Origin of the sequence: Paenibacillus sp. EKM211P (assembly GCF_011066175.1) — a bacterium.
Classification (GTDB): Bacteria; Bacillota; Bacilli; order Paenibacillales; family Paenibacillaceae; genus Paenibacillus; species Paenibacillus polymyxa.
Map to the genome: position 1 here is coordinate 89,598 of NZ_JAAMNS010000018.1, position 19,966 is coordinate 109,563.

17 protein-coding genes are annotated in these 19,966 nt (G+C 44.9%); 4 read left to right on the forward strand and 13 right to left on the reverse strand.

Annotation, left to right across the window (positions count from 1 at the left end; translation table 11 throughout):
* Positions 1-9: 9 nt before the first annotated feature.
* On the reverse strand, positions 10-1,503 hold the full coding sequence (locus tag G9G57_RS21670) for a tagaturonate reductase (RefSeq protein WP_164965535.1): 1,494 nt from the start codon (positions 1,501-1,503) through the stop codon (positions 10-12).
* A 314-nt stretch (positions 1,504-1,817) separates the two neighbouring features.
* Here G9G57_RS21670 and poxB point away from each other — a divergent pair, with 314 nt between their 5' ends.
* A complete protein-coding gene (gene poxB, locus G9G57_RS21675; RefSeq protein WP_164965536.1) occupies positions 1,818-3,542 on the forward strand; it encodes a ubiquinone-dependent pyruvate dehydrogenase in 1,725 nt (574 codons plus the stop codon).
* Positions 3,543-3,644: 102 nt separating this feature from the next.
* Here the strand turns inward: poxB and G9G57_RS21680 are convergent, their stop codons facing one another.
* The 3 genes from G9G57_RS21680 to uxaC all read right to left on the reverse strand — a co-directional run bounded on the left by G9G57_RS21680 (position 3,645) and on the right by uxaC (position 7,711).
* Positions 3,645-4,649: a LacI family DNA-binding transcriptional regulator gene (locus G9G57_RS21680; RefSeq protein WP_016821073.1), complete on the reverse strand. Its 1,005-nt coding sequence runs from the start codon at positions 4,647-4,649 to the stop codon at positions 3,645-3,647.
* An 86-nt stretch (positions 4,650-4,735) separates the two neighbouring features.
* Positions 4,736-6,136 (reverse strand): MFS transporter, encoded by a 1,401-nt coding sequence (locus G9G57_RS21685; RefSeq protein ID WP_016821072.1) that lies wholly within the window; start codon positions 6,134-6,136, stop codon positions 4,736-4,738.
* A gap of 150 nt (positions 6,137-6,286) precedes the next feature.
* Positions 6,287-7,711, reverse strand: coding sequence for a glucuronate isomerase (gene uxaC, locus G9G57_RS21690; protein WP_164965537.1), 1,425 nt, complete (start codon positions 7,709-7,711; stop codon positions 6,287-6,289).
* Between the two features lie 514 nt (positions 7,712-8,225).
* Between uxaC and alsS the strand changes: the two genes are divergently transcribed.
* Together alsS and budA are read left to right on the forward strand one after the other, a co-directional pair.
* Positions 8,226-9,935, forward strand: a complete 1,710-nt coding sequence (gene alsS / locus G9G57_RS21695) for an acetolactate synthase AlsS (RefSeq protein ID WP_026065499.1) — start codon at positions 8,226-8,228, stop codon at positions 9,933-9,935.
* A 163-nt stretch (positions 9,936-10,098) separates the two neighbouring features.
* The gene (gene budA / locus G9G57_RS21700; RefSeq protein WP_016821069.1) at positions 10,099-10,845 is read left to right on the forward strand and encodes an acetolactate decarboxylase; all 747 of its coding nucleotides are present in this window, start codon (positions 10,099-10,101) and stop codon (positions 10,843-10,845) included.
* Positions 10,846-11,000: 155 nt separating this feature from the next.
* On the opposite strand, the gene G9G57_RS21705 is transcribed toward budA, so the two are convergent.
* From G9G57_RS21705 to murI, 6 genes are all read right to left on the reverse strand, one after another.
* The gene (locus G9G57_RS21705; RefSeq protein ID WP_164965538.1) at positions 11,001-11,486 is read right to left on the reverse strand and encodes a tetratricopeptide repeat protein; all 486 of its coding nucleotides are present in this window, start codon (positions 11,484-11,486) and stop codon (positions 11,001-11,003) included.
* Positions 11,487-11,633: 147 nt separating this feature from the next.
* A complete protein-coding gene (locus G9G57_RS21710) occupies positions 11,634-12,614 on the reverse strand; it encodes a S8 family peptidase (RefSeq protein ID WP_164965539.1) in 981 nt (326 codons plus the stop codon).
* A 193-nt stretch (positions 12,615-12,807) separates the two neighbouring features.
* The gene (locus tag G9G57_RS21715) at positions 12,808-14,202 is read right to left on the reverse strand and encodes an MATE family efflux transporter (RefSeq protein ID WP_019687056.1); all 1,395 of its coding nucleotides are present in this window, start codon (positions 14,200-14,202) and stop codon (positions 12,808-12,810) included.
* A gap of 64 nt (positions 14,203-14,266) precedes the next feature.
* Positions 14,267-14,692 carry a metallothiol transferase FosB gene (gene fosB / locus G9G57_RS21720; RefSeq protein WP_164965540.1) on the reverse strand — a complete coding sequence of 142 codons (426 nt, stop codon included), beginning with the start codon at positions 14,690-14,692 and terminating at the stop codon, positions 14,267-14,269.
* Between the two features lie 14 nt (positions 14,693-14,706).
* Complete coding sequence (locus G9G57_RS21725) at positions 14,707-15,558, reverse strand: aminoglycoside phosphotransferase family protein (RefSeq protein ID WP_107734189.1); 852 nt, start codon at positions 15,556-15,558, stop codon at positions 14,707-14,709.
* Positions 15,559-15,661: 103 nt separating this feature from the next.
* Complete coding sequence (gene murI / locus G9G57_RS21730) at positions 15,662-16,516, reverse strand: glutamate racemase (RefSeq protein ID WP_045243833.1); 855 nt, start codon at positions 16,514-16,516, stop codon at positions 15,662-15,664.
* Between the two features lie 239 nt (positions 16,517-16,755).
* On the opposite strand from murI, the gene G9G57_RS21735 reads away from it, so the two are divergent.
* Positions 16,756-17,382, forward strand: coding sequence for an FMN-dependent NADH-azoreductase (locus tag G9G57_RS21735; RefSeq protein WP_016821060.1), 627 nt, complete (start codon positions 16,756-16,758; stop codon positions 17,380-17,382).
* A gap of 139 nt (positions 17,383-17,521) precedes the next feature.
* On the opposite strand, the gene G9G57_RS21740 is transcribed toward G9G57_RS21735, so the two are convergent.
* The 3 genes from G9G57_RS21740 to G9G57_RS21750 form a co-directional block, all read right to left on the reverse strand.
* Entirely contained in the window at positions 17,522-18,031 is a 510-nt protein-coding gene (locus tag G9G57_RS21740; RefSeq protein ID WP_019687054.1) for a hypothetical protein, read from the reverse strand.
* 174 nt (positions 18,032-18,205) lie between these two features.
* Positions 18,206-18,361, reverse strand: coding sequence for a hypothetical protein (locus G9G57_RS21745; RefSeq protein WP_013370850.1), 156 nt, complete (start codon positions 18,359-18,361; stop codon positions 18,206-18,208).
* 510 nt (positions 18,362-18,871) lie between these two features.
* A complete protein-coding gene (locus G9G57_RS21750; RefSeq protein ID WP_164965541.1) occupies positions 18,872-19,957 on the reverse strand; it encodes a lactonase family protein in 1,086 nt (361 codons plus the stop codon).
* Positions 19,958-19,966: the final 9 nt, after the last annotated feature.

Below are 19,966 nucleotides of genomic sequence, written 5' to 3' on the forward strand. Positions count from 1 at the left end.
CCTCCTTGCTTATGCTCCAGGTACGCTGTTCCCGGTTAGAGAATCGAGCGTCTCCTTCATTCCTCTGCTTGTAATTTCATACACGTGCTGCGCCGTTTGTTCAGCCAGCCCTTCGATCTGATTCAGATCTTGACCCCACCATGTCTGTTTGCTGAGTACCTGCTCGGTCAATTGCTTCGCTCCAGCGAGAGATCCGTCATACGTACTCCACAGTTCGCCAAACGTGCTCAATACTTCCGCTTCGTCGGCCAATGCAATCGACTCACCATTTCTGTCTCCCCGGTAAAATACGAGTAAGGATGCTAGCGAAAATACGATTTTGGCAGGCAACGCCTTACGCTGTGCCACATACTGTAGCAAGGATGGCAAGTTCCGTGTCTTGAACTTGGATACCGAATTCAATGCGATGCTCATGACATAATGACTTACATAGGGATTACGGAACCGTTCAATCACATCGTCGGCATATACATTTAATTCCGCTGCTGGCGAGTCCAGTGTCGGAATAATTTCTTCTCGAATCAACGACTGGATATATTCGCCCATAACCTTATGCTCGACCGCTTGCCCCACTGTATCCAGGCCATATAGATAGGCTACAGGGGTAAGCGCCGTATGTGCTCCATTCAAAATGCGCACCTTCCGTGTACGATATGGCGCCATATCGTCGACAATCAGTACATTCAATCCAGCCAAATGAGCAGGTAATTCTTCTTTAAGCCACTGTGGCCCTTCAATAACCCATAAATGATACTGTTCGCCCACAACAACCAAATCGTCCTTGTAACCCAATTCCGCTTGGATTTCATGAATCCGGTCTTTGGGATAACCAGGTACAATCCGATCCACCAAACTGTTGCAGAACGTATTCGCTTTCTCTAGCCATGCAATAAATTCGGCCCCAAGCTCCCATTGGTTCGCATATTTCAGCACGATTTCCTTGAGAGCGTCTCCATTACGGTCGATGAGTTCGCACGGAATAATGACCAGTCCCTTGCTTTGATCGCCCTTGAAAAATTGAAAGCGCTTGTACAGAAAGGCGGTCAGCTTGCCTGGAAAGCTTTTTTGCGGGCGATCTTCCAATTGATCCTCAGGTGCATAAGCGATCCCTGCCTCCGTTGTGTTTGAAACAATAAAGCGCAGCTCTGGCTTTTGGGATAATGCTTCATACTCCATGAATTCCGGGCCGTATGGATTAATACCACGAGTGACGCACTCCACAACGGTATGCTCTTTCATGGCTTTCCCGTCCTTAATTCCTTCAAGGATAACCGTATAGAGACCATCCTGTACGTTAAGCTTCTCCACAAGGCCTCCTGGCTGCGGTTGTACAATCACAACCCCTGTATTCCATTCTGCCAGCTTATTCATTTTGTCAAATTGCCAGTCTACAAAAGCACGCAGGAAGTTCCCTTCCCCGAATTGCAGTACCCTCTCGGGATGTGGTTCTGTAATGATAAAGCTTTTTCTGTTTAATTGGTCTAATTCATCTACATGTTTCATCTGGAGTAGCCTCCCACTAGTACCATAATGATTTCACCGTTATTTTATCACAATGCACACGTTAACAAAATAGTTTTATCAACATTTTTAGTTTAAAAAAATAATAATGACAATAATATGAACACGTTAACATATACGTTTATATAAAAATATGCAAGTATATTGTCCTTCTTGCGTTGTTTCGTACCTGTTCCAAGACGGTTAAGGCTAACTATTACCCTATCCCGAGACCTTGTTCATATATACATTTCAGCAGAATAGACGCAAGAAAGCACGGGCAGGATAACACTACTTACTAGGCAGGAGGAGCATCTATGAAGACAATCGCAGATACTATTGTACAAGTTTTAGTTAATGCAGGGGTCAAGCGGATCTATGGCATCGTTGGAGATTCATTAAATAATATGGTGGATTCCATTCGCAGCAATGGTCAAATTGAATGGATTCATGTAAGGCACGAAGAAGTGGCTGCCTTTGCAGCTGGAGCAGATGCTGATCTTAGTGGCAGCATTGCCGTATGTGCCGGTAGTAGCGGCCCCGGGAATCTGCATCTGATTAACGGTTTATATGATTGCCACCGCAATCGAGTGCCTGTACTTGCTATTGCGGCTCATATTCCAAGTGATGAAATCGGAAGTGAATATTTTCAGGCTACACACCCTGAGCATCTTTTTGGAGAATGCAGTCACTTTTGTGAGGTAATTACCACACCGCGTCAAATTCCAAGAACAGTGACCATGGCTATTCAGGAGGCAGTTTCACGTTCAGGTGTTTCCGTCATTGTTCTTCCCGGTGACGTAGCAGCTTTGGAAGCGGAAAAGGTGCCCACTCCTGAACATGTCTATCACCCCACAGCACCTGTCGTCCATCCGTCCGCTTCTGAAATTTCCCGGCTGGCCGAATATTTAAATAACGGTAAACGAATTACGCTGCTATGTGGCGCTGGTTGTGCTCAATCTCACGACTTGCTTATGCAGCTGTGCGACAAGCTAAAGTCTCCCATGGTATCCGCTCTGCGAGGCAAGGAATATCTGGAATATAACAACCCTTATTATGCTGGATTGACGGGGCTGATCGGGTATTCTTCCGGGTACCATGCCTTGATGGATTGTGACGTCCTGCTCATGCTCGGAACAGACTTTCCTTACAGACAATTTTATCCTGAAGATGCGATTGTCCTACAGGTAGATATAGATCCTTCCCATCTCGGCAGACGAACTCCGTTGACGTATGGTTTATGCGGGGATGTAAGGGCAACGTTGGAAATGCTGCTTCCTCATTTAACGTCGAAGCATGATGCCAAGCATCTGGAAAAAACCGTCTCCCATTATGCCAAGGTACGCCAGGAGCTGGACGATCTGGCGGTAGGTAAGCCAGGCCATATGCCGATCCATCCGCAATATCTCGCCAAGGTTATCAGTGATGCCGCCCAGGAAAATGCTATTTTCACTTGTGATGTCGGTACTCCCACAGTATGGGCAGCACGTTATTTGCAAATGAACGGTCAGCGCCGACTTTTAGGTTCCTTCAATCATGGTACGATGGCAAATGCACTGCCGCAGGCGATCGGTGCGCAAGCCACTGAGCCTGACCGACAGGTGATTGCCCTCTCAGGCGATGGTGGACTCACGATGCTGATGGGCGACCTACTCACCCTAAAACAGCATCAACTGCCTGTAAAAGTTATTGTTTTCAACAATGGCGCTCTCGGCTTTGTCGAGTTGGAAATGAAAGCAGCCGGATTCTTGGAAAACGGGACTGAACTGGTTAACCCTGATTTTGGTGCTGTAGCACAAGCCATGGGACTTAAGGGCATTCGGGTTGAAGATCCGACCATGCTGGAGGATGCCATTCAGCAAGCATTGGCTCATGACGGCCCTGTTGTGGTAGATGTGGTGGTGAACCGCCAGGAACTATCCATGCCACCTAAAATTAATCTTAAGCAAGCAGAGGGCTTTACACTGTGGATGATGAAAGCCGTGCTGAACGGACGCGGGGACGAGATTGTTGAACTGGCTAAAACCAATCTCTTTCGTTAAATACATGACGAAGCAGTGCTCATTTCAACAAAAAAGGGGCAGGAACAGTGCTTGAGCATTGTTCCTGCCCCTTTGGGGCTTGCCTCTTTTACATAACAAAACTCAGCGTAGTCTGTCTGCCGTCGATTTCCGCTTCATGAGCGCGGTTTCCATAAATATAAGCTCGCCCTCATTGGACGGTGACTGAATTCGTTCCAGAATGCAAGCGGCTCCGCGCTCGCTAATCTGCTCAATCGGTCTTTTGACCGTCGTTAACGGTGGAGTCGTATACATTGAGAAGCCGATATCGTCAAACCCAATGATAGAGATATCCTCCGGTACTTTCAAGCCATTTTCAAATACCGCATTCATCGCACCAATAGCCATATCATCGTTAGAGCAAAACACTGCTGTCGGTGGTTCTTCCAAGGCAAGCAGTTGCTTCATTGCCAGACTTCCGCTTTCCGTATCATAGTGACCCTGCACAATATATTCGTGTCGGATCGGCTTACCACGATCAATTAATGCATTCATGAAACCCTCGCGGCGTTGCTGGGTCGACTTGAAGCCTTCTACCCCCTCGATAATCGCAATGCGTTCATGCCCGCTTTCAATGAGAAAGGAAACAGCTTCATAGGAGCCTTCCTTATCATTAGAAATCACATTTACAATCCCAGCCCCAGACACCTGCCGGTTCAGTACAACTAGCGGAATGCCTTGACCTAGCACATGATAAATAAAAGGGTTGTCCGCTTCGCTTTGACTCATCAGAATGATGCCATCAAAACGCTTGCGATGAATAGCAGAAAAATCAGCGTAATCGTCAATTCCTCGCACAAACAGATTGTAATCCACCCCAATGACGTTGTTAACTCCACGGATGGTATCCGCAAAAAAACTGGAGCTGGTGCCTTCTGAAATACTGGTGAAAAACAGGCCTATCGTATGCGAGCGCTGGAGAACCAGGCTTTTAGCATTGTAATTTGGAATGTAATTGAGCTGCTCTGCCAACTCCATAATTTTGCGTTTCGTATCTTCTTTAATCAGCGGGCTGTTATTGAGCGCCCGGGAGACGGTTGTATGGGAAACATTAGCCAGTTTGGCAATGTCTTTAATAGTAGCTGCCATATACGTATCCTTTCCTTAGTAAGGCTCTAAAAAATTATATACTCACCATACCACAGGAGCCGCCCGGAAAAGAAGACCTTCACAAATTATACGCGGTTGTCCGCATGTCGACGCTGTAATTCTTGAACCATTTCTGCATGTCTGCTGTCCGTCAGTTTGTACATTTTACCGATTACTAGCATAGCCAATGCCAAGGCAACAGCCGGATAAAGACAAAGCAAGGCTTTGATTCCAAGCAGCGTTCCAGAGGATTGAATCACATTCGGTACATATCCTACAAGCGCCAGTCCAATACCCGATAGAAAGCCGGACAAGGATTGAGCCAATTTACGTGAAAAGTTAAATAGTGAGTAGGTAATCCCTTCCTTGCGCTCCCCGGATGACCATTCGCCGTAATCAATGATATCGGACACGAATGCCCAGGTAACCCCGTTGGGAATACTAATACCAATGAACGAAATACTCGCCAGAATTGTGAAAATATATACGTTGGAAGGCATCAAAAAGTTAATCGAATCGGCTATAACGCTAACTAGCATCCCTAAGATTGCTGTTTTACGTTTACCAAAACGCCGTACCAGTTTGGGCAGGAACAATACACCCAGCAGTGACGAACCGATAATAATAAAATTCATATACGCCATTAATTCTACATGTCCCAAATTATATTCGGCAAAATAGATCAACAGTGCGGACTTGATATTGTAAGCGGAAATGGTGAAAATCGTCATTAAAACGAGCACCAGCAAGGGTTTATTATTCGTAAAGGTGTGCACAATCACGCCTAAAGATAGCTTCTCTTTTGGCCCGGACTGGCTAATAATACGTTCTTTCGTTCCTCGGTAACATATGATGAAAGCGATCACACCAATGAATGACATGATCCCCATGACCACCGGATAGCCAACATGATGGTTAGGAAACAATAAAATAAGCGGCATGACCACGACACTGGTTACGAATAATGCGCCTAGTGATCCCGCCTGACGGAAAGATGACAACGAAGCACGTTGCTGAGTATCCTGCGTAATGGCAGCACCCAACGAGCCGTATGGAATGTTTACAATAGAGTAACCAATCCCCCAGATCATATAGGACGCGTAGGCGTAAATGAGTTTGCCTGTGGGTGAAATATTCGGCGAAATAAAGGTAAGAACCGTAAGAATTGCTAGGATAACGCTTCCAACGACAAGAAAAGGTCTAAATTTTCCGCGTGTACCGATATGTTTGCGATAATCAACAAAGGACCCTACAATGGGATCACAGACGGCGGCGAACAGCTTGCTGACCAAGAAAATGCCTGCGGCGGCTCCTGCAGAAACCCCTGCTACATCCGTAAAAAATTTCAGCAAATACAACTGCCCCAAATCAAACATGAATCCGTTTCCAAAGTCACCCATACCATACGAAATCTTTTCTTTCAGGCTAATATGCTCACCTGTCTTGTTGTCAGTTTGGACGCTCTCCTGCACGATAGGCACTCCCATACCTACACACTCCTCTACACTTGTAATTATTTTCACATACTCATTGATATCTATTTTGGTTTTTAATTGCTCTTGCCGGGAGATGGGTACAAGCTCCTAGCAAGAGCTCCTTTTCTCTGAAGTTAGTGAGTCCTCACTTTAAATGTAGCGTCACTTACTATGAACAACCGTTGGGAAGTTAAAATATTGCTCGGCGTTATTGTAGCAAATATTTTGTACCATGGCTCCGAGCAGTTCCAGATCCTCAGGGGCCTTGCCCTCCTGAACCCACGTTCCGATTAAATCGCAAAGGATACGGCGGAAATATTCATGACGTGTGTAAGATAGAAAGCTGCGCGAATCCGTCAGCATGCCAATAAAGCGGGATAGCACTCCGTAATTAGCCAGCAGCTTCATCTGCTCCTGCATGCCTTCGATATGGTCATTAAACCACCAAGCGGTACCAAACTGGATTTTCCCTACTGTACCACCGGATTGGAAGCTGCCTGCGAGACTTGCCAATACTGGATAGTCAACCGAATTAAGCGAATACAAAATGGTTTTTGGCAATCCTCCTGCCAGTTCCTGTGCGTCCAGTAGTGCTGCCAGTGGACGGGCGAGGGAACCATCATTAACAGCATCGTAGCCTGTATCCGGTCCCAAACGACGGAACATCGCAGTGTTGTTGTTACGCAGCGCGTGAATATGGTACTGCATCGCCCAGCCGTGTTCTGCATACTGTTTGCCAAGGAAGACCATCACGTACGACTTATATTTCGCCTCTTCCAAAGGAGTCACACGGCCTTCCTCCAGCCCCTTGCTGAATATGGCTGCTGCTTCCTCCGGTGTTGTTTCTTCAAAAACTACAGTATCCAGCGCATGATCAGATACCCGACCTCCGGCAGCATGAAAATGGCGCACCCGGCTTGCCAGCGCATTCAAAAATCCTTCAAACCCGGAAACGTCCAATCCGCTGACTTCACCCAATCGAGCCACCCATGGCTGGAAGGTTTCACGATTAATTTCCAAAGCTTTGTCGGGGCGGAAGCTTGGCAACACAGCTACTGGGAAATCGGTCAGCTTGCTGATTTGTTTGTGGTATTCGAGATGGTCGGTCGGATCATCCGTGGTGCACACGACAGTTACCTTCGAGTTCACAATCAGATCACGTGCCCCATAGCCCGGACCCTGCAGCTTTTGGTTTACCTTTTCCCAAATCACAGGTGCGTTCTGTTCATTCAGCAACTCGTAGACACCAAAAAAGCGTTGAAGCTCCAAATGTGTCCAATGGTACAACGGGTTGCCGATCAATGTAGGTACAGTTTTGGCCCAGGCCAGAAACTTGTCATAATCTTCACCATCACCCGTGATCAATCGCTCCTCGACCCCATTGGCCCGCATAAGTCTCCACTTGTAATGATCACCGTACAACCAAGCTTCCGTAATATTCTTGAATTTTTTATTTTCATAAATTTCTTGTGGACTTAAATGACAATGATAGTCAATAATCGGCATATCCTTGGCATATTGATGATACAAGGTTTCAGCCGTTGGATTGCTCAACAAAAAGTTTTCGTCTAAAAACGTTTTGGTCATTACTTTCTCATCCCTTCTATAATCGTGTTTCTTAATTAATTGTTAACGTTAACAAAAATATTTGAGCTCTACTTACCTTTTAACAATTACATTCTCCATAACATAGAAATCCACGTGGTTATACAGGATGAAAAAGCTATAATATGATTCCTGTACATCCTATCACGCTGGATTACTTCACCTTAAATTTAATGTTTACGTTAACAACAATTACATTGTAACCGCTATCCTTTGTGGAGGAAAGTGATTTTTATCATGTGAGCGGATAAAAATGATCTGCCCCATTTGAGGAGAACTGTTCTAAACCTTCTCGATGACCGAGACCATAAGAAAATTCCACAAATTTTAATTTCCGCGATAAATCAAACTTTGAAAACGTTTTATACGATTTTCTCTTTTTTTCTGAAAATTTCTTTCTTGAAAATACCAGTTATTGTATTATAATTGCAATATACATCCATTGATTTACATTAAAAGTATTTCATTAGTTTATTTCACACACGAAGAAGAAGAGGTGGTAGCATTGAGTACAAAAGTGCAAGCTGTTCAAACTAAAACTAAAACCAAATCCGATACAAAAGGAGCCGACCTTGTTGTCGACTGTTTGATTAAGCAAGGGGTTACGCATATTTTTGGCATTCCAGGTGCCAAAATCGATTCTGTTTTTGATGTTCTTCAAGATCGGGGTCCAGAATTGATCGTATGCCGCCATGAACAAAATGCCGCCTTTATGGCAGCAGCGGTCGGTCGATTAACTGGTAAGCCGGGTGTATGCATTGTTACCTCGGGTCCAGGCGCGTCTAACTTGGCGACAGGACTTGTCACCGCGAATGCAGAAAGTGATCCTGTCGTCGCCATTGCAGGTGCAGTCCCAAGATCGGAACGCCTGAAACGCACACATCAATCTATGGATAATGCCGGACTATTCGAACCTATCACTAAATACAGTGTAGAAGTAGAACACCCTGATAATGTACCGGAAGCCATTGCTAATGCATTTCGGATTGCGACCTCAGCCCAGCCTGGAGCCACATTCGTCAGCCTGCCGCAGGACGTGTTGACTTCGTCATCCGAAGTAACAGTCATTGAGAAGGTTTCCCTTCCCCAGCTTGGGACTGCACCCGCCGAGCTCATCAAACAAGTCGCAGACCAAATCAGAAAAGCCAAACTGCCCGTACTTCTTCTCGGTATGAAAGCCAGCACGCCTGAAGCCACCGCAGCTATCCGTGCTCTTATTCGAGATACAGATCTGCCTGTTGTCGAAACCTTCCAGGCCGCTGGAGCCATCTCCCGTGAACTGGAAGACCACTATTTTGGAAGAGTGGGGCTGTTCCAAAATCAACCGGGTGATATGCTGCTTGGAGCCGCAGATTTGGTACTGACGATTGGCTATGATCCTATCGAATACGACCCAAAAAACTGGAACATCCCGGCAAATCGAACACTCATTCATCTGGATGACCATCAAGCCGATATTGATCATGATTATCAACCGGACTACGAGTTAATCGGGAACATAGGTCTGATTGTGAGTGGCCTCGCAGAAGAGTTGCCTACCTTAAAGCTACCTAAATCCTCCTGCGACCAATTGAATCGTCTACGCCATGATCTGAACGAGCAAGCAGCTGTTCCAGCCCACAAGCATGATTTTCTGATTCATCCATTACAATTTATTCGCACACTTCGCAGTCTGATTGATGATAACGTCACAGTCACCTGTGATGTCGGTTCACACTACATTTGGATGGCACGGTATTTCCGTTCGTATGAACCGCGACGCCTGCTATTCAGCAACGGAATGCAGACGTTGGGCGTAGCACTGCCTTGGGGGATTGCCGCTACACTCGTCAACCCCGGTCAAAAAGTCGTGTCTATTTCTGGAGACGGAGGATTTCTGTTTTCATCCATGGAGCTCGAAACCGCTGTACGTCTTAACTCACCGCTAGTGCATATTGTATGGAGAGATGGTACCTATGACATGGTCGCCTTTCAACAACAGATTAAATACGGCAGAACGTCTGGCGTAAAATTTGGAGATGTCGATGTCGTGAAATATGCGGAAAGCTTTGGGGCCACTGGATTACGCGTCCACTCTCCTGAAGAACTGGAAAACGTATTGCAGCAAGCTCTTCATACGGATGGCCCTGTGGTCGTTGATATTCCGATTGATTATCAAGATAATATCCAGTTGGGACGCAAACTGCTACCAAATCAATTAAACTAACTTTTACCGAGACTTTCTCGTGACGGTTTCGTGACAATTAAAGAGCAACACGTTATTTTTTATAATTTTTTTGAGGTATTTGTGTTATTTACTGAAACATTACGTTTATTATTGAAAAAGAAAGAAAATGAATGCATACAATTACAAAAGGAAGTGTATTACCATGACCGTTGCAGGACTGGAAACCAAGCAAGAAACTGATCATGATATTTACCAAACGTCCACTATGCTTGCTCTATTAGATGGTCTTTATGATGGAGTTGTTGCCTTTGAGGAGCTGCAAAAGCACGGGGATTTCGGAATTGGTACCTTTGATCAACTGAATGGCGAGATGATCGCGTTCGATGGTGAATTTTATCACTTGCTTCCAGACGGTACGGCCCATCGCGTAAAACCGGAAGAAACTACTCCGTTTTCCACCGTCACCTTTTTCCGCGAAGATTTCACATATACTATTGACCATCCCATGCATCGTGAAGAGCTGGAAGCTTTGCTGCTAAAGCTATTTCCAAGCCGTAATCTGTTCTATGCCTTCCGTATGGATGGCACTTTTCGTGAAGTAAAGACACGTACTGTGCCTCATCAAGTGAAGCCTTACAAACCATTTATCGAAGCAACCAAGTCACAGCCTACCTTTACTTTTAATGACGCTTCCGGCGTGATCACAGGCTTTTGGACACCTGCTTATGCCCAAGGGATTGGAGTAGCCGGATTTCATCTCCATTTTATTAATGATGAACGCACTGGAGGCGGGCATGTTTTTGATTTTGTTGTCGACAAGTGCACAATCCGTATTTGTCAAAAATCCAATCTACATCTTGTGCTGCCCGATACACCAGATTACTTGAAGGCTAATTTGTCCAGAGTAGACTTGGAGAAAGAAATCGCTGTTACTGAAGGTGCACAATAATTACGCATATAGCTCATCAAGGTACGGTCCCTTAGCTAGACAATAAAAAAGCAAAAGATCACAGTCAGAAAATGAGGCTACTGCTCTCTGACTGTGATCTTTTTATGTAGGAAACATATATAAACAATGCCGCTTATGCTCTCACTCCGGCCTACTTATTCCTCGATCTGGTCTAACTTATCAGCATAATATTGAATGGCACGGGAGTACTCCTGTAATGTTATGTCTGCGGTCGTTTCAGCCAACTCCATGAGCAGCCCCTCCATGGCCTTCCCGTGTTCCCCCAGATTATATAACACCATAGCGTAGAATACCCGAAACGGTCTGTAATCCGGAAATTCGTTCATTCCTGTGTCCAACCACGCTTTCGCCTTGGCGTAATCCCCTAATACACGATATGTACTGCTTAATCCTAGGATGGCTCCTCTCCTGGAATCTTCGGCTAGTGCCATACCTAGGCTTTTTTCATAAAAGGGAACCGCCTCCCTTTCCATGCCCAATACGTCGTGCGTCCAGGCTGTCTGATACCATAACTCCGCTTCTTTCGGCTCCTGCTCAAGGGCCTCTAATAAAAGCTCACGTGCTTCCATTGCCTGTCCTGTACGTCTTAGATCGCTGACTTTTGCAATCATTTGTTCCATGCTAATTCCCCGCTTTTTTCTTGACTATTTCCTTGAGATACATGTTACCCGACATTTGAATACGATGTAAATGGAGATTCTCAAATATAATGAAGCGCACAAAAAGACTCTCCGCTTAGGAGAGTCGTTATAGTCCGTTGTTACGACTTATTTAACCTTCAACGATGCTGTACTCAATATTTCCGCTACACGTTGCGTGTCGAAAATACGGGAAAGCTCCTCCACTGCTGTCAAGTACAGCAGGCCGTTGCCCTCCATCTTAGGAGAATTGCCGAGTGGAATTGTGCGTTTGATGAGTTGGGCGTATAATTCCGGTTCGGTGAGATCACGCTCAAAGCTCGCATTCGCCTGCTGCTTAATCAACGCCAATGCACCTGCTACGTGCGGAGTAGCCATCGATGTTCCGCTAAAGGTCGCATATTTCCCGCCCGGAACTGTGGACAAAATATCTTCTCCTGGTGCAACCAAATCCACCTCATTATTAGAATTACTGAACTCTGAGGCGTGTCTGTCAAAGTTGATAGCACCTACGCTGATCACTTCATTATAACAGCCAGGGTAGCCGAGCTCGTCCGTTCTGGCGTCACCGTCTCCCTCATTTCCAGCTGCACAGATGACCAGGATTTGGCTGGCTACAGCCTTTTTTACTGCTTCATGAAGCTCAGGCACATCCTCAGGGCCGCCAAGCGACATTGAGATGATGTCTGCCTTTTGCTCAATTGCATAATAGATACCTTGGATGATCCAGTCATATTGACCCGAGCCCTGCTTGTTTAGCACTTTGATGATGAGCAGATCTGCCTCTGGGGCGACACCTACGACACCATTCTCATTTTCCGCTGCCGCAATGGTTCCTGCCACATGTGTACCGTGACCGTTGTAATCCTTGAAATTTTCCGGATCACCTTCATCATCATCCGTGAAATTGCGGCCACCAATAATGCGTGCCTTCAGATCCGGATGGTCCGCATCACAGCCCGTGTCCAGTACCGCCACCTTTACTCCTCGGCCTCGAGTCTGGTTCCATACCGCAGGTGCCTGGATCATCTCCACCCCTCGCGGTATTTCATTCACTTGTTGCTCCTGCTTGATCACTTGGTAAGGAATGATATGCACTTTACGTTCCATCTTATTCCCTCCTTCATGGATTCAATTGGAAACCATCCGTCTTTGAAACTTTGAAAACCTCTACTGCATTCGAGGTTACTATATTCTAGCAATTTTTGAAAAGTTTGAACATCCCAATTTGCTTATTTTTGCAAAAAAAACAGACATCAACCAAATCAATTGGGAAATGTCTGCTCTAGTCCCTCTATGAGCCTTAGATTGATTCCGCTTGTAGCTCAGCCTTAGATAACAACGATTTGTGCTGCCATTTCCGGCCTTTCCAGCGTAAATAGTGAAAAATACCTCGTACCCATTCATCGCATGCATGTGCTATCCACACACCCAGCACACCATATCCCATATGAATGCCTAGCACATATGCTAGCGGGATTTTGATCCCCCACATTGAAATAATGGCCATCATTAAGGGGAACTGAACATCTCCTGCTGCTCGCAGGGAGTTAATGACCACGTGATTGAACACACGGCCCGGCTCCAGCAATATACAGAACAACAAAATCGCTGCCCCTAATTGAATGATCGCTGGCTCGTCCGTAAAGATTGCCATCACTTCATATCGGAAAAAGGATACAGCCACGATCACAGCAATCGTAATGACTAGTGACCATTTCAGGCTTCGCAAAAGTTGATGATATGCTTTTTCCTTGTCTCCAGCTCCAATCAGGCGAGCCACAATAATTTCGGTTCCCTCGCCAACGGCCATTCCAAATACCATAAAAAAGTACACAATCGTATTCGTATAAAAATGAGTTGCAATCGCTGTTGTACCCATAAAGCTGACAAATCGGGTCACCATCATTTGACTAAGCTGATAAGAAAGCCATTCCAGTCCGGCAGGAATCCCAATTTTCAGGATCGCCACCAGCTTGCTCCATTGAAGCTGTACATAATATTGGATACGAATCGGCGCACTTACACGTTTGTACAGCAGGATAAAAATCCACACACATGCGACGACGCGGCTAATAACCGTTGAAATCGCTGCTCCCGCCACTCCCATTTGCGGCAGACCAAACCAGCCGTATATGAGCAATGCATTTCCCACAACATGCAATATATTCATACCAATGCCTACGATCATCGTATCTTTGGTAAAACCATGCGAGCGAATGACCGGCCCTGCGGTTAGCATAAGGGCTTCCAGAAACAGCGAACCCCCTGCCAGCATCATATAGATTTCTGCATTTTCCTTGATGGTCGGAGTAATATGATAGAAGGATAGTAAAAAATCCCGGCTCACGATAAACATCAAACTCAGCGCCAGGCCAAATACCAGATTAAAGGTTAGTGCCGATGCGGTAACACGGCTTGCGTCCACATGCTTTTGCGCACCTAATAACTGAGCAATGATCACACCTACTCCAAGACCAAGCAGATTGAAGAGTATAATCGTAAATTCAATTAACTGTCTGGATACACCAACAGCCGATACAACCTCATCTGAAACATGGCTAAGCATGAACGTATCCACGCTACCCATTAAAATATGAAATAGCATTTCTATGAAGATCGGCCAAGTAATCGCGAAAACCGTCATCGTTTTAACGGCCTGCGCTTGCTTGGAGCCACTTTCCTGCGACAATGACATACTTCTGTATTCCTCCCGCTTCCGTATGTAAATCCAAATTTACTCATACATTTTTTGATAACGCTTACTTATTCGAAAAAGTCATATGTTTTTTATCATTTTTATAATATTCCAAGCGGTCCTGCAATTGTCCTGTGTGGAATTCGAACTTGTGTCCGTCTGGATCTGTAAAATAGACTGATCTTTTATCCTGTTCATTTCGCTCCCGTCCGGGCAGAATAGGGACATTAAGAGTTTTCAGCTTGTTTAGCATACTTTCAAAATCCGCTTCCGCTACTGAAAATGCAATATGCGTGTAGGAATGATGGATTTCATTTCTCGGAATATCCTCTTCCACATTGAGAGCCAACCACATTCCCAGGCAATCCAGATAAGCCAGCTTGCGTCCTTTAACGAGCAGTTTTCCATCTAGTACATTCTGATAGAATTGTATAGACTTCTCCAAATTAGACACCGAAAAGCAAATGTGATTCCATCCTTGTATGCTCATGCTTCCTATTCCTTTCAGCGAACCCTGTTCAGCCAGTAGTTCCATGCTTCTGTATATTGGTCTAGATCTTCCGGATGATGGCGAATGCAGGTAGCTATACGAAAGTATAATCCCTGTAGAACTTCCCTGTTCAGCTCATATTCCCCTGTCATCTCTGGACTAAGCTTCTCTACTGCCGGCAAAATGGTATCGATGGTCAGCCTATCCGGTGAAGAACAAAAGGCATATATCAAATCATACAGAGGTTCTCCCACCACTGGATCAGGGTCAATAATACCTGTCAATGTACCATCTTCGGCAAACACAAAATTATGTACTCCGAAATCGCCATGAAGCAAATATTTAATATTCCGTTGCGGTGATCCGGCCACAAGAGTATGGATGAACCGATGATTTTCTGGGGGTAAGACGTCTTGTATAATCTTTTCGGATTCTTTTGTTCTGTGGAGCAAAAAATCTCTCCATTCCACAAACGGATGATCCGAATAACCATACTTGCGTTCCTCTCGAAGGGATTTGTAGTGTGCAATGACCTCTGTCGCCAGACTGAGCAGCAAATCATCCTTATTTCTTTCACTATATTGCCTAGTGAACCCTGGCTTGAACGCATATACCAAATAACGATGCAGGGAATCTACATAAATCACTCGAGATAGCTTCTCAATCTGTGCATAGGTAAGCAAAAATTCTGCCTCGGCTTTTACAATCGCGGGATCATTTTGCTTAATGACATATCGTGGTCTGGTACCGTCCATGACAACAACCACTTCACTCGAAGTTCCGCCAGTCAGCGGTTTGAGATTTTGCATATGGCTTTCAAGTACGCCTGCTTCATAAAGCTCATTCAGGATAAATTGAATGTCCATGTAAAACCTCCCTATGCATCTGATCCATAAATAATACGACAAATAATGTGGCTGGCGCTTCAGATTGCTGATCTAGCCCACCTGTTCGCCAGCCATTCTTTTCTTACAAATATATTTTTTCATGCTCCGCATAGATTTCAAGCGCCCGCTCCATCTTATGGACATAGGCCTTATCCTGACTGGTACATAGAAAAGTGACATGTCCCTCCTGCAATTGGCCCGTTGTCAACGGAGCTGCCAGTAAATTACGCTCGGACAGCACCTGTTTCAAGCGTTTGACCGTTCCCTGGCTCCCGTCAATGAGCTGAATATGAGAAGGCAGCAGTTCTCTCAAAATTTCCTTATAGAATGGATAATGTGTACATCCCAATACGACCGTACCATAGACGTCTAAGTTAAACGAAGACAGCTTATGGTTAAAATAATTGAACAATTCCGTACGGTCAAAATTCAACTGTTCGCAATATTGTACGAGCTCCGGCAAAGGCAATGAGTCCACACTTCCGTGATCGTCAACTCTGGATACCAGTGCTGCATAACCGGATTGTTTTAATGTCAACGGTGTCGCCAGCACCAGAACTCTTTTACCATTGGCTCGGTTCATCTCGACCGCTGGCTTCACGGCTGGTTCCATTCCGATAATCGGAAATTTATATTCCTTCCTTAGCTCCGCCACCGCGATACTTGTAGCCGTATTGCAGGCAATCACCAATGCCTTAATATCCTCTTTTAGAATCGTTTGCACCGAAGCCTTGACATAACCAAGCACCTCTTGGGGTGTTTTCGTTCCATAAGGAACATGAAGCGTATCCGCCATGTAAACAAAATTTTCGTTTGGCAAACGTCTTAGCGCCTCAGACAATACTGTAATTCCACCCAATCCCGAATCAAAAAAACCTATCTTCAAGCTACTCACCTTTTTTCGTTCAACTATGGTGTTAAATCTTGATGGCACCATGTTCATTTCCTTCCTCGCCTATCCAAGCATACTCTTCATTAGACTTTACATTTAAATTTTACCGCAAAACTGATATTTTGCAAAAGAAACACGTAAATTTCACAGTGTAAAAAATAAAGCAGCTTTTCAAAGTAAATTTAATATAGAAGTGTTGACAGATATTATCTTTATATTGTAATATTACGTGGTAACTTACTAACTAAACTTACTTATTCAACTTACTTAGGGGGAAATAAATCATGTCTAAAGTATTATTTGTCAAAGCTAATGATCGTACAGCTGAAGAATCTGCAACAGTTAAATTGTATAACGCATTCGTGGAAAGCTACAAGTCTTCCCACCCATCTGATGAAATCACTGAGCTGGACCTGTTCTCCGTCGAGCTTCCTTATCTGAACGCTAACATGATCAACGGCACGTTCAAATCCGCAAGAGGCATGGAGCTGAACGCAGAAGAAGCTCGCCTGGCAAACATCGCTAATGGTTACCTGGATCAATTCTTGGCAGCAGACAAAGTCGTATTTGCTTTCCCGCTCTGGAATATGACGATTCCAGCTGTACTGCACACATACATTGACTACCTGAACCAAGCTGGTAAAACATTCAAATACACTGCTGAAGGTCCTGTAGGTCTTGTAACTGACACTAAAGTAGCCCTGTTGAATGCAAGAGGCGGCGTTTATTCCGAAGGGCCTGCTGCTGCTGCTGAGATGTCTTTGAACTTCATGAGCAACATCTTAACCTTCTTCGGTGTTAAAGACATTGTGAAGGTTGTACTGGAAGGACATAACCAAGCTCCTGACCAAGCACAAGAGATCGTTGCTTCTGCCGTACAACGTGCAGTAGACGCAGCAAAATCGTTCTAATTATATATATGAAAAAAAGAGGATGTCCGCACCCTTTACGGGATGGAAATCCTCTTTTTTTGCTACAAAATACAAAAACACGTGCTCCCCTGATCTGTGATCAAGTAAGAAGCACGTGTCTGTATGAGCTTACCTCTATTTAAGGAATGAACTGCTGCACGATTTTTACAACCCTACCGTCACGAAGCGTAACATGGTATGGAAATTGGCTGAGGTCCAGAACATCCTTTTTAGCAAAATCCTTCTCAAACTGTGCCAAAGGAATGGATTCGTTCCATTGCACGTCTGTGTCTTCTATATTCCCTGTGTGGTCATAAATCTGCACCTCTACCGTAGCATCTGGTGCAACCTGATACACGTCATTTTGTACGGAATTGTTTACGATGTAGTAGCCATCCGGCGCTCCATCCAATCCTGTATTTCCTTCATGCTCCACAAATGCTTTGTCTGCTGCTGCGCCTTCGTACCATTCAATCGGGTCTGCTGACAAATAAATTTGTCCATCGCGAATGTCCATTTGGTTTATATATACGGTCTCCTGATTTTCAGCAGCTGCTACAGGTGTGTAGCCTTGCGCTGTTGCCCCTGCCGTCGTAATCAGCATCATCATCAAAGTCAATACGGTCCATTTCGAAGCTAATTTCATCATGTCTGATCTCTCCTTGCCGTTTGGGTATGTACACGGTGTCTGTAAGCTTCATTACCCTTGTGTACCTATCATAAACTTTGAACGGTTAAAAAGTGTATCAGATACATAAAAAATAAGTTACGATTTTTTAAGACTTGGTCTTAAAACTTGATGACATGTCCTAATTTACCTTTGTTATTTTAGTAATCCCACCTGACGTGCCTGTTCCTCGGTGAGAATAAACTCTTCATTTTGCCATACCTCGTCCTCTTTGGTTACAGCAAACATCCCCATAATCTCTGTCCAGATTCCTTTGTCGGCGGCTTCCTTTTGTGTAATGATTATTTTCATATGAATCCCATCCTCCTCAAGAATGCGTGCAATGTGTAGCCCACTGCGCAAACAGATGGTTTCTCCGATCGCTACTCCAAATCCAACTGCTCGCTTCGTTACTCAGCTTATCCTTGCCATTAACATCTTTCATGAATTTATCCAAAACAACAACGATCTAACAAACTGATACCAATACTCAGACTAAAATATATCTTTTCGTTTCAAAGCTCCAACCCTTATATATGGGAGCCACAGTGCTTGTCCTAAATTGCAAAAGGGATAACTGTTCCGCTTATAACATATGTACCCTTTTCCCACCGAGATTATTCGTATTTTATTTATGATCTTAAAACTTTATATTACTTCCGTGGGTAATGATCTATTTGGAACGACTGGGTATAAAATAAAAACGGCTGCAGTTATCCTACAAGCCGTTTCTACTAATAAATTTTTATGTTTGGTCCGTTCTCGTAGCGGTCACGAGCCGCATACCGTTACTTCAATAATTCTGATGTTTTTGCCCTATTTTTACACGGAAAAGTAAAAAGGCTGTACGCATACAGGCTTGGACACAGTTACTTGTTGTCCAGTGTAGGTCAAGCGGCCGCTTGCCTTGTCCACTTTGAAGGTAACAATATTGTTGGTGTCGCGGTTAGCCACGAGCATATAATCACCATTAGGTGTCAAAGCAAAATGACGCGGATGCTCGCCTTCAGCAGATACATGCTCCACTAGACTCAGCTTGCCTGTTGCAGCGTCTACAGCGTACACTACGATGCTATCATGTCCACGGTTGGAACCGTACAGATAAGCTCCATCCTGTGAGATCGCAATTTCTGCAGTTGTGTTTTCGCCAGTAAAGTCAGACGGCAATGTCGGTACACTCTCCAGCTCAGTAAGCTTACCAGCTTCTGCATCATATGCGAAAGAAGTAATGGAAGAATCCACTTCGTTAATAACAAAAGCAAATTTACTGTTCGGGTGGAACGTTAAGTGACGTGGACCTGCACCTGCATGGGTTTTTGTTTCACCGTGCAGCACCAGTTGCCCTTTGCTGTCATCAATGGTATAAATACGGATCAGATCCAGTCCAAGATCTTGTACGAACAGGAAGCGGCCGTCCGGGCTAAAGAAGCTGGAATGTGGATGTGGACGATCCTGACGCTCAGGATGCGCTCCTTTGCCCTCGTGCTGTTTAACATCCAGCAACTCACCGATACGTCCGTCCTCAGTCAGAGACACCAGCCCTACCATACCTCCGTGGTAGCTGACCACAATCAGGTAACGATCGGATGGATCACGCTGAATGTGACAAGTTGTGGAGCCTACGTTTTCCGCACGATTTAGCAATGTAAATGTGCCTTTAACCGGGTCAATTTCAAAAGCAGAGGCTTCGCCTACCTTCGCTCCTGCAGCGGAAGTTGTCTCGCCAATAGAATACAGCTTCCGATTTTTAACGTCTACATTTAGGAATGTAGGATTTTTTAAGCCGGAGAACTCATCCTGTAGTGTCAGGGCTCCTGTCTTTTCATTAAAAGTATACGAATAAACTCCGTTACCTTCCAATTCGGCGTAAGAGCCTGCGAATACGAGCAATTTTTGTTGTGCTGTCATGGTTGTGTC

What these genes read in the sequence shown, in the direction of transcription:
- G9G57_RS21670 (WP_164965535.1), bottom strand. Translation starts at nt 1,503, where the DNA reads ATGAAACATGTAGATGAATTAGACCAATTAAACAGAAAAAGCTTTATC.
- poxB (WP_164965536.1), top strand. Translation starts at nt 1,818, where the DNA reads ATGAAGACAATCGCAGATACTATTGTACAAGTTTTAGTTAATGCAGGG.
- G9G57_RS21680 (WP_016821073.1), bottom strand. Translation starts at nt 4,649, where the DNA reads ATGGCAGCTACTATTAAAGACATTGCCAAACTGGCTAATGTTTCCCAT.
- G9G57_RS21685 (WP_016821072.1), bottom strand. Translation starts at nt 6,136, where the DNA reads ATGGGAGTGCCTATCGTGCAGGAGAGCGTCCAAACTGACAACAAGACA.
- uxaC (WP_164965537.1), bottom strand. Translation starts at nt 7,711, where the DNA reads ATGACCAAAACGTTTTTAGACGAAAACTTTTTGTTGAGCAATCCAACG.
- budA (WP_016821069.1), top strand. Translation starts at nt 10,099, where the DNA reads ATGACCGTTGCAGGACTGGAAACCAAGCAAGAAACTGATCATGATATT.
- G9G57_RS21705 (WP_164965538.1), bottom strand. Translation starts at nt 11,486, where the DNA reads ATGGAACAAATGATTGCAAAAGTCAGCGATCTAAGACGTACAGGACAG.
- G9G57_RS21710 (WP_164965539.1), bottom strand. Translation starts at nt 12,614, where the DNA reads ATGGAACGTAAAGTGCATATCATTCCTTACCAAGTGATCAAGCAGGAG.
- G9G57_RS21715 (WP_019687056.1), bottom strand. Translation starts at nt 14,202, where the DNA reads ATGTCATTGTCGCAGGAAAGTGGCTCCAAGCAAGCGCAGGCCGTTAAA.
- fosB (WP_164965540.1), bottom strand. Translation starts at nt 14,692, where the DNA reads ATGAGCATACAAGGATGGAATCACATTTGCTTTTCGGTGTCTAATTTG.
- G9G57_RS21725 (WP_107734189.1), bottom strand. Translation starts at nt 15,558, where the DNA reads ATGGACATTCAATTTATCCTGAATGAGCTTTATGAAGCAGGCGTACTT.
- murI (WP_045243833.1), bottom strand. Translation starts at nt 16,516, where the DNA reads ATGGTGCCATCAAGATTTAACACCATAGTTGAACGAAAAAAGGTGAGT.
- G9G57_RS21735 (WP_016821060.1), top strand. Translation starts at nt 16,756, where the DNA reads ATGTCTAAAGTATTATTTGTCAAAGCTAATGATCGTACAGCTGAAGAA.
- G9G57_RS21740 (WP_019687054.1), bottom strand. Translation starts at nt 18,031, where the DNA reads ATGATGAAATTAGCTTCGAAATGGACCGTATTGACTTTGATGATGATG.
- G9G57_RS21745 (WP_013370850.1), bottom strand. Translation starts at nt 18,361, where the DNA reads ATGAAAATAATCATTACACAAAAGGAAGCCGCCGACAAAGGAATCTGG.
- G9G57_RS21750 (WP_164965541.1), bottom strand. Translation starts at nt 19,957, where the DNA reads ATGACAGCACAACAAAAATTGCTCGTATTCGCAGGCTCTTACGCCGAA.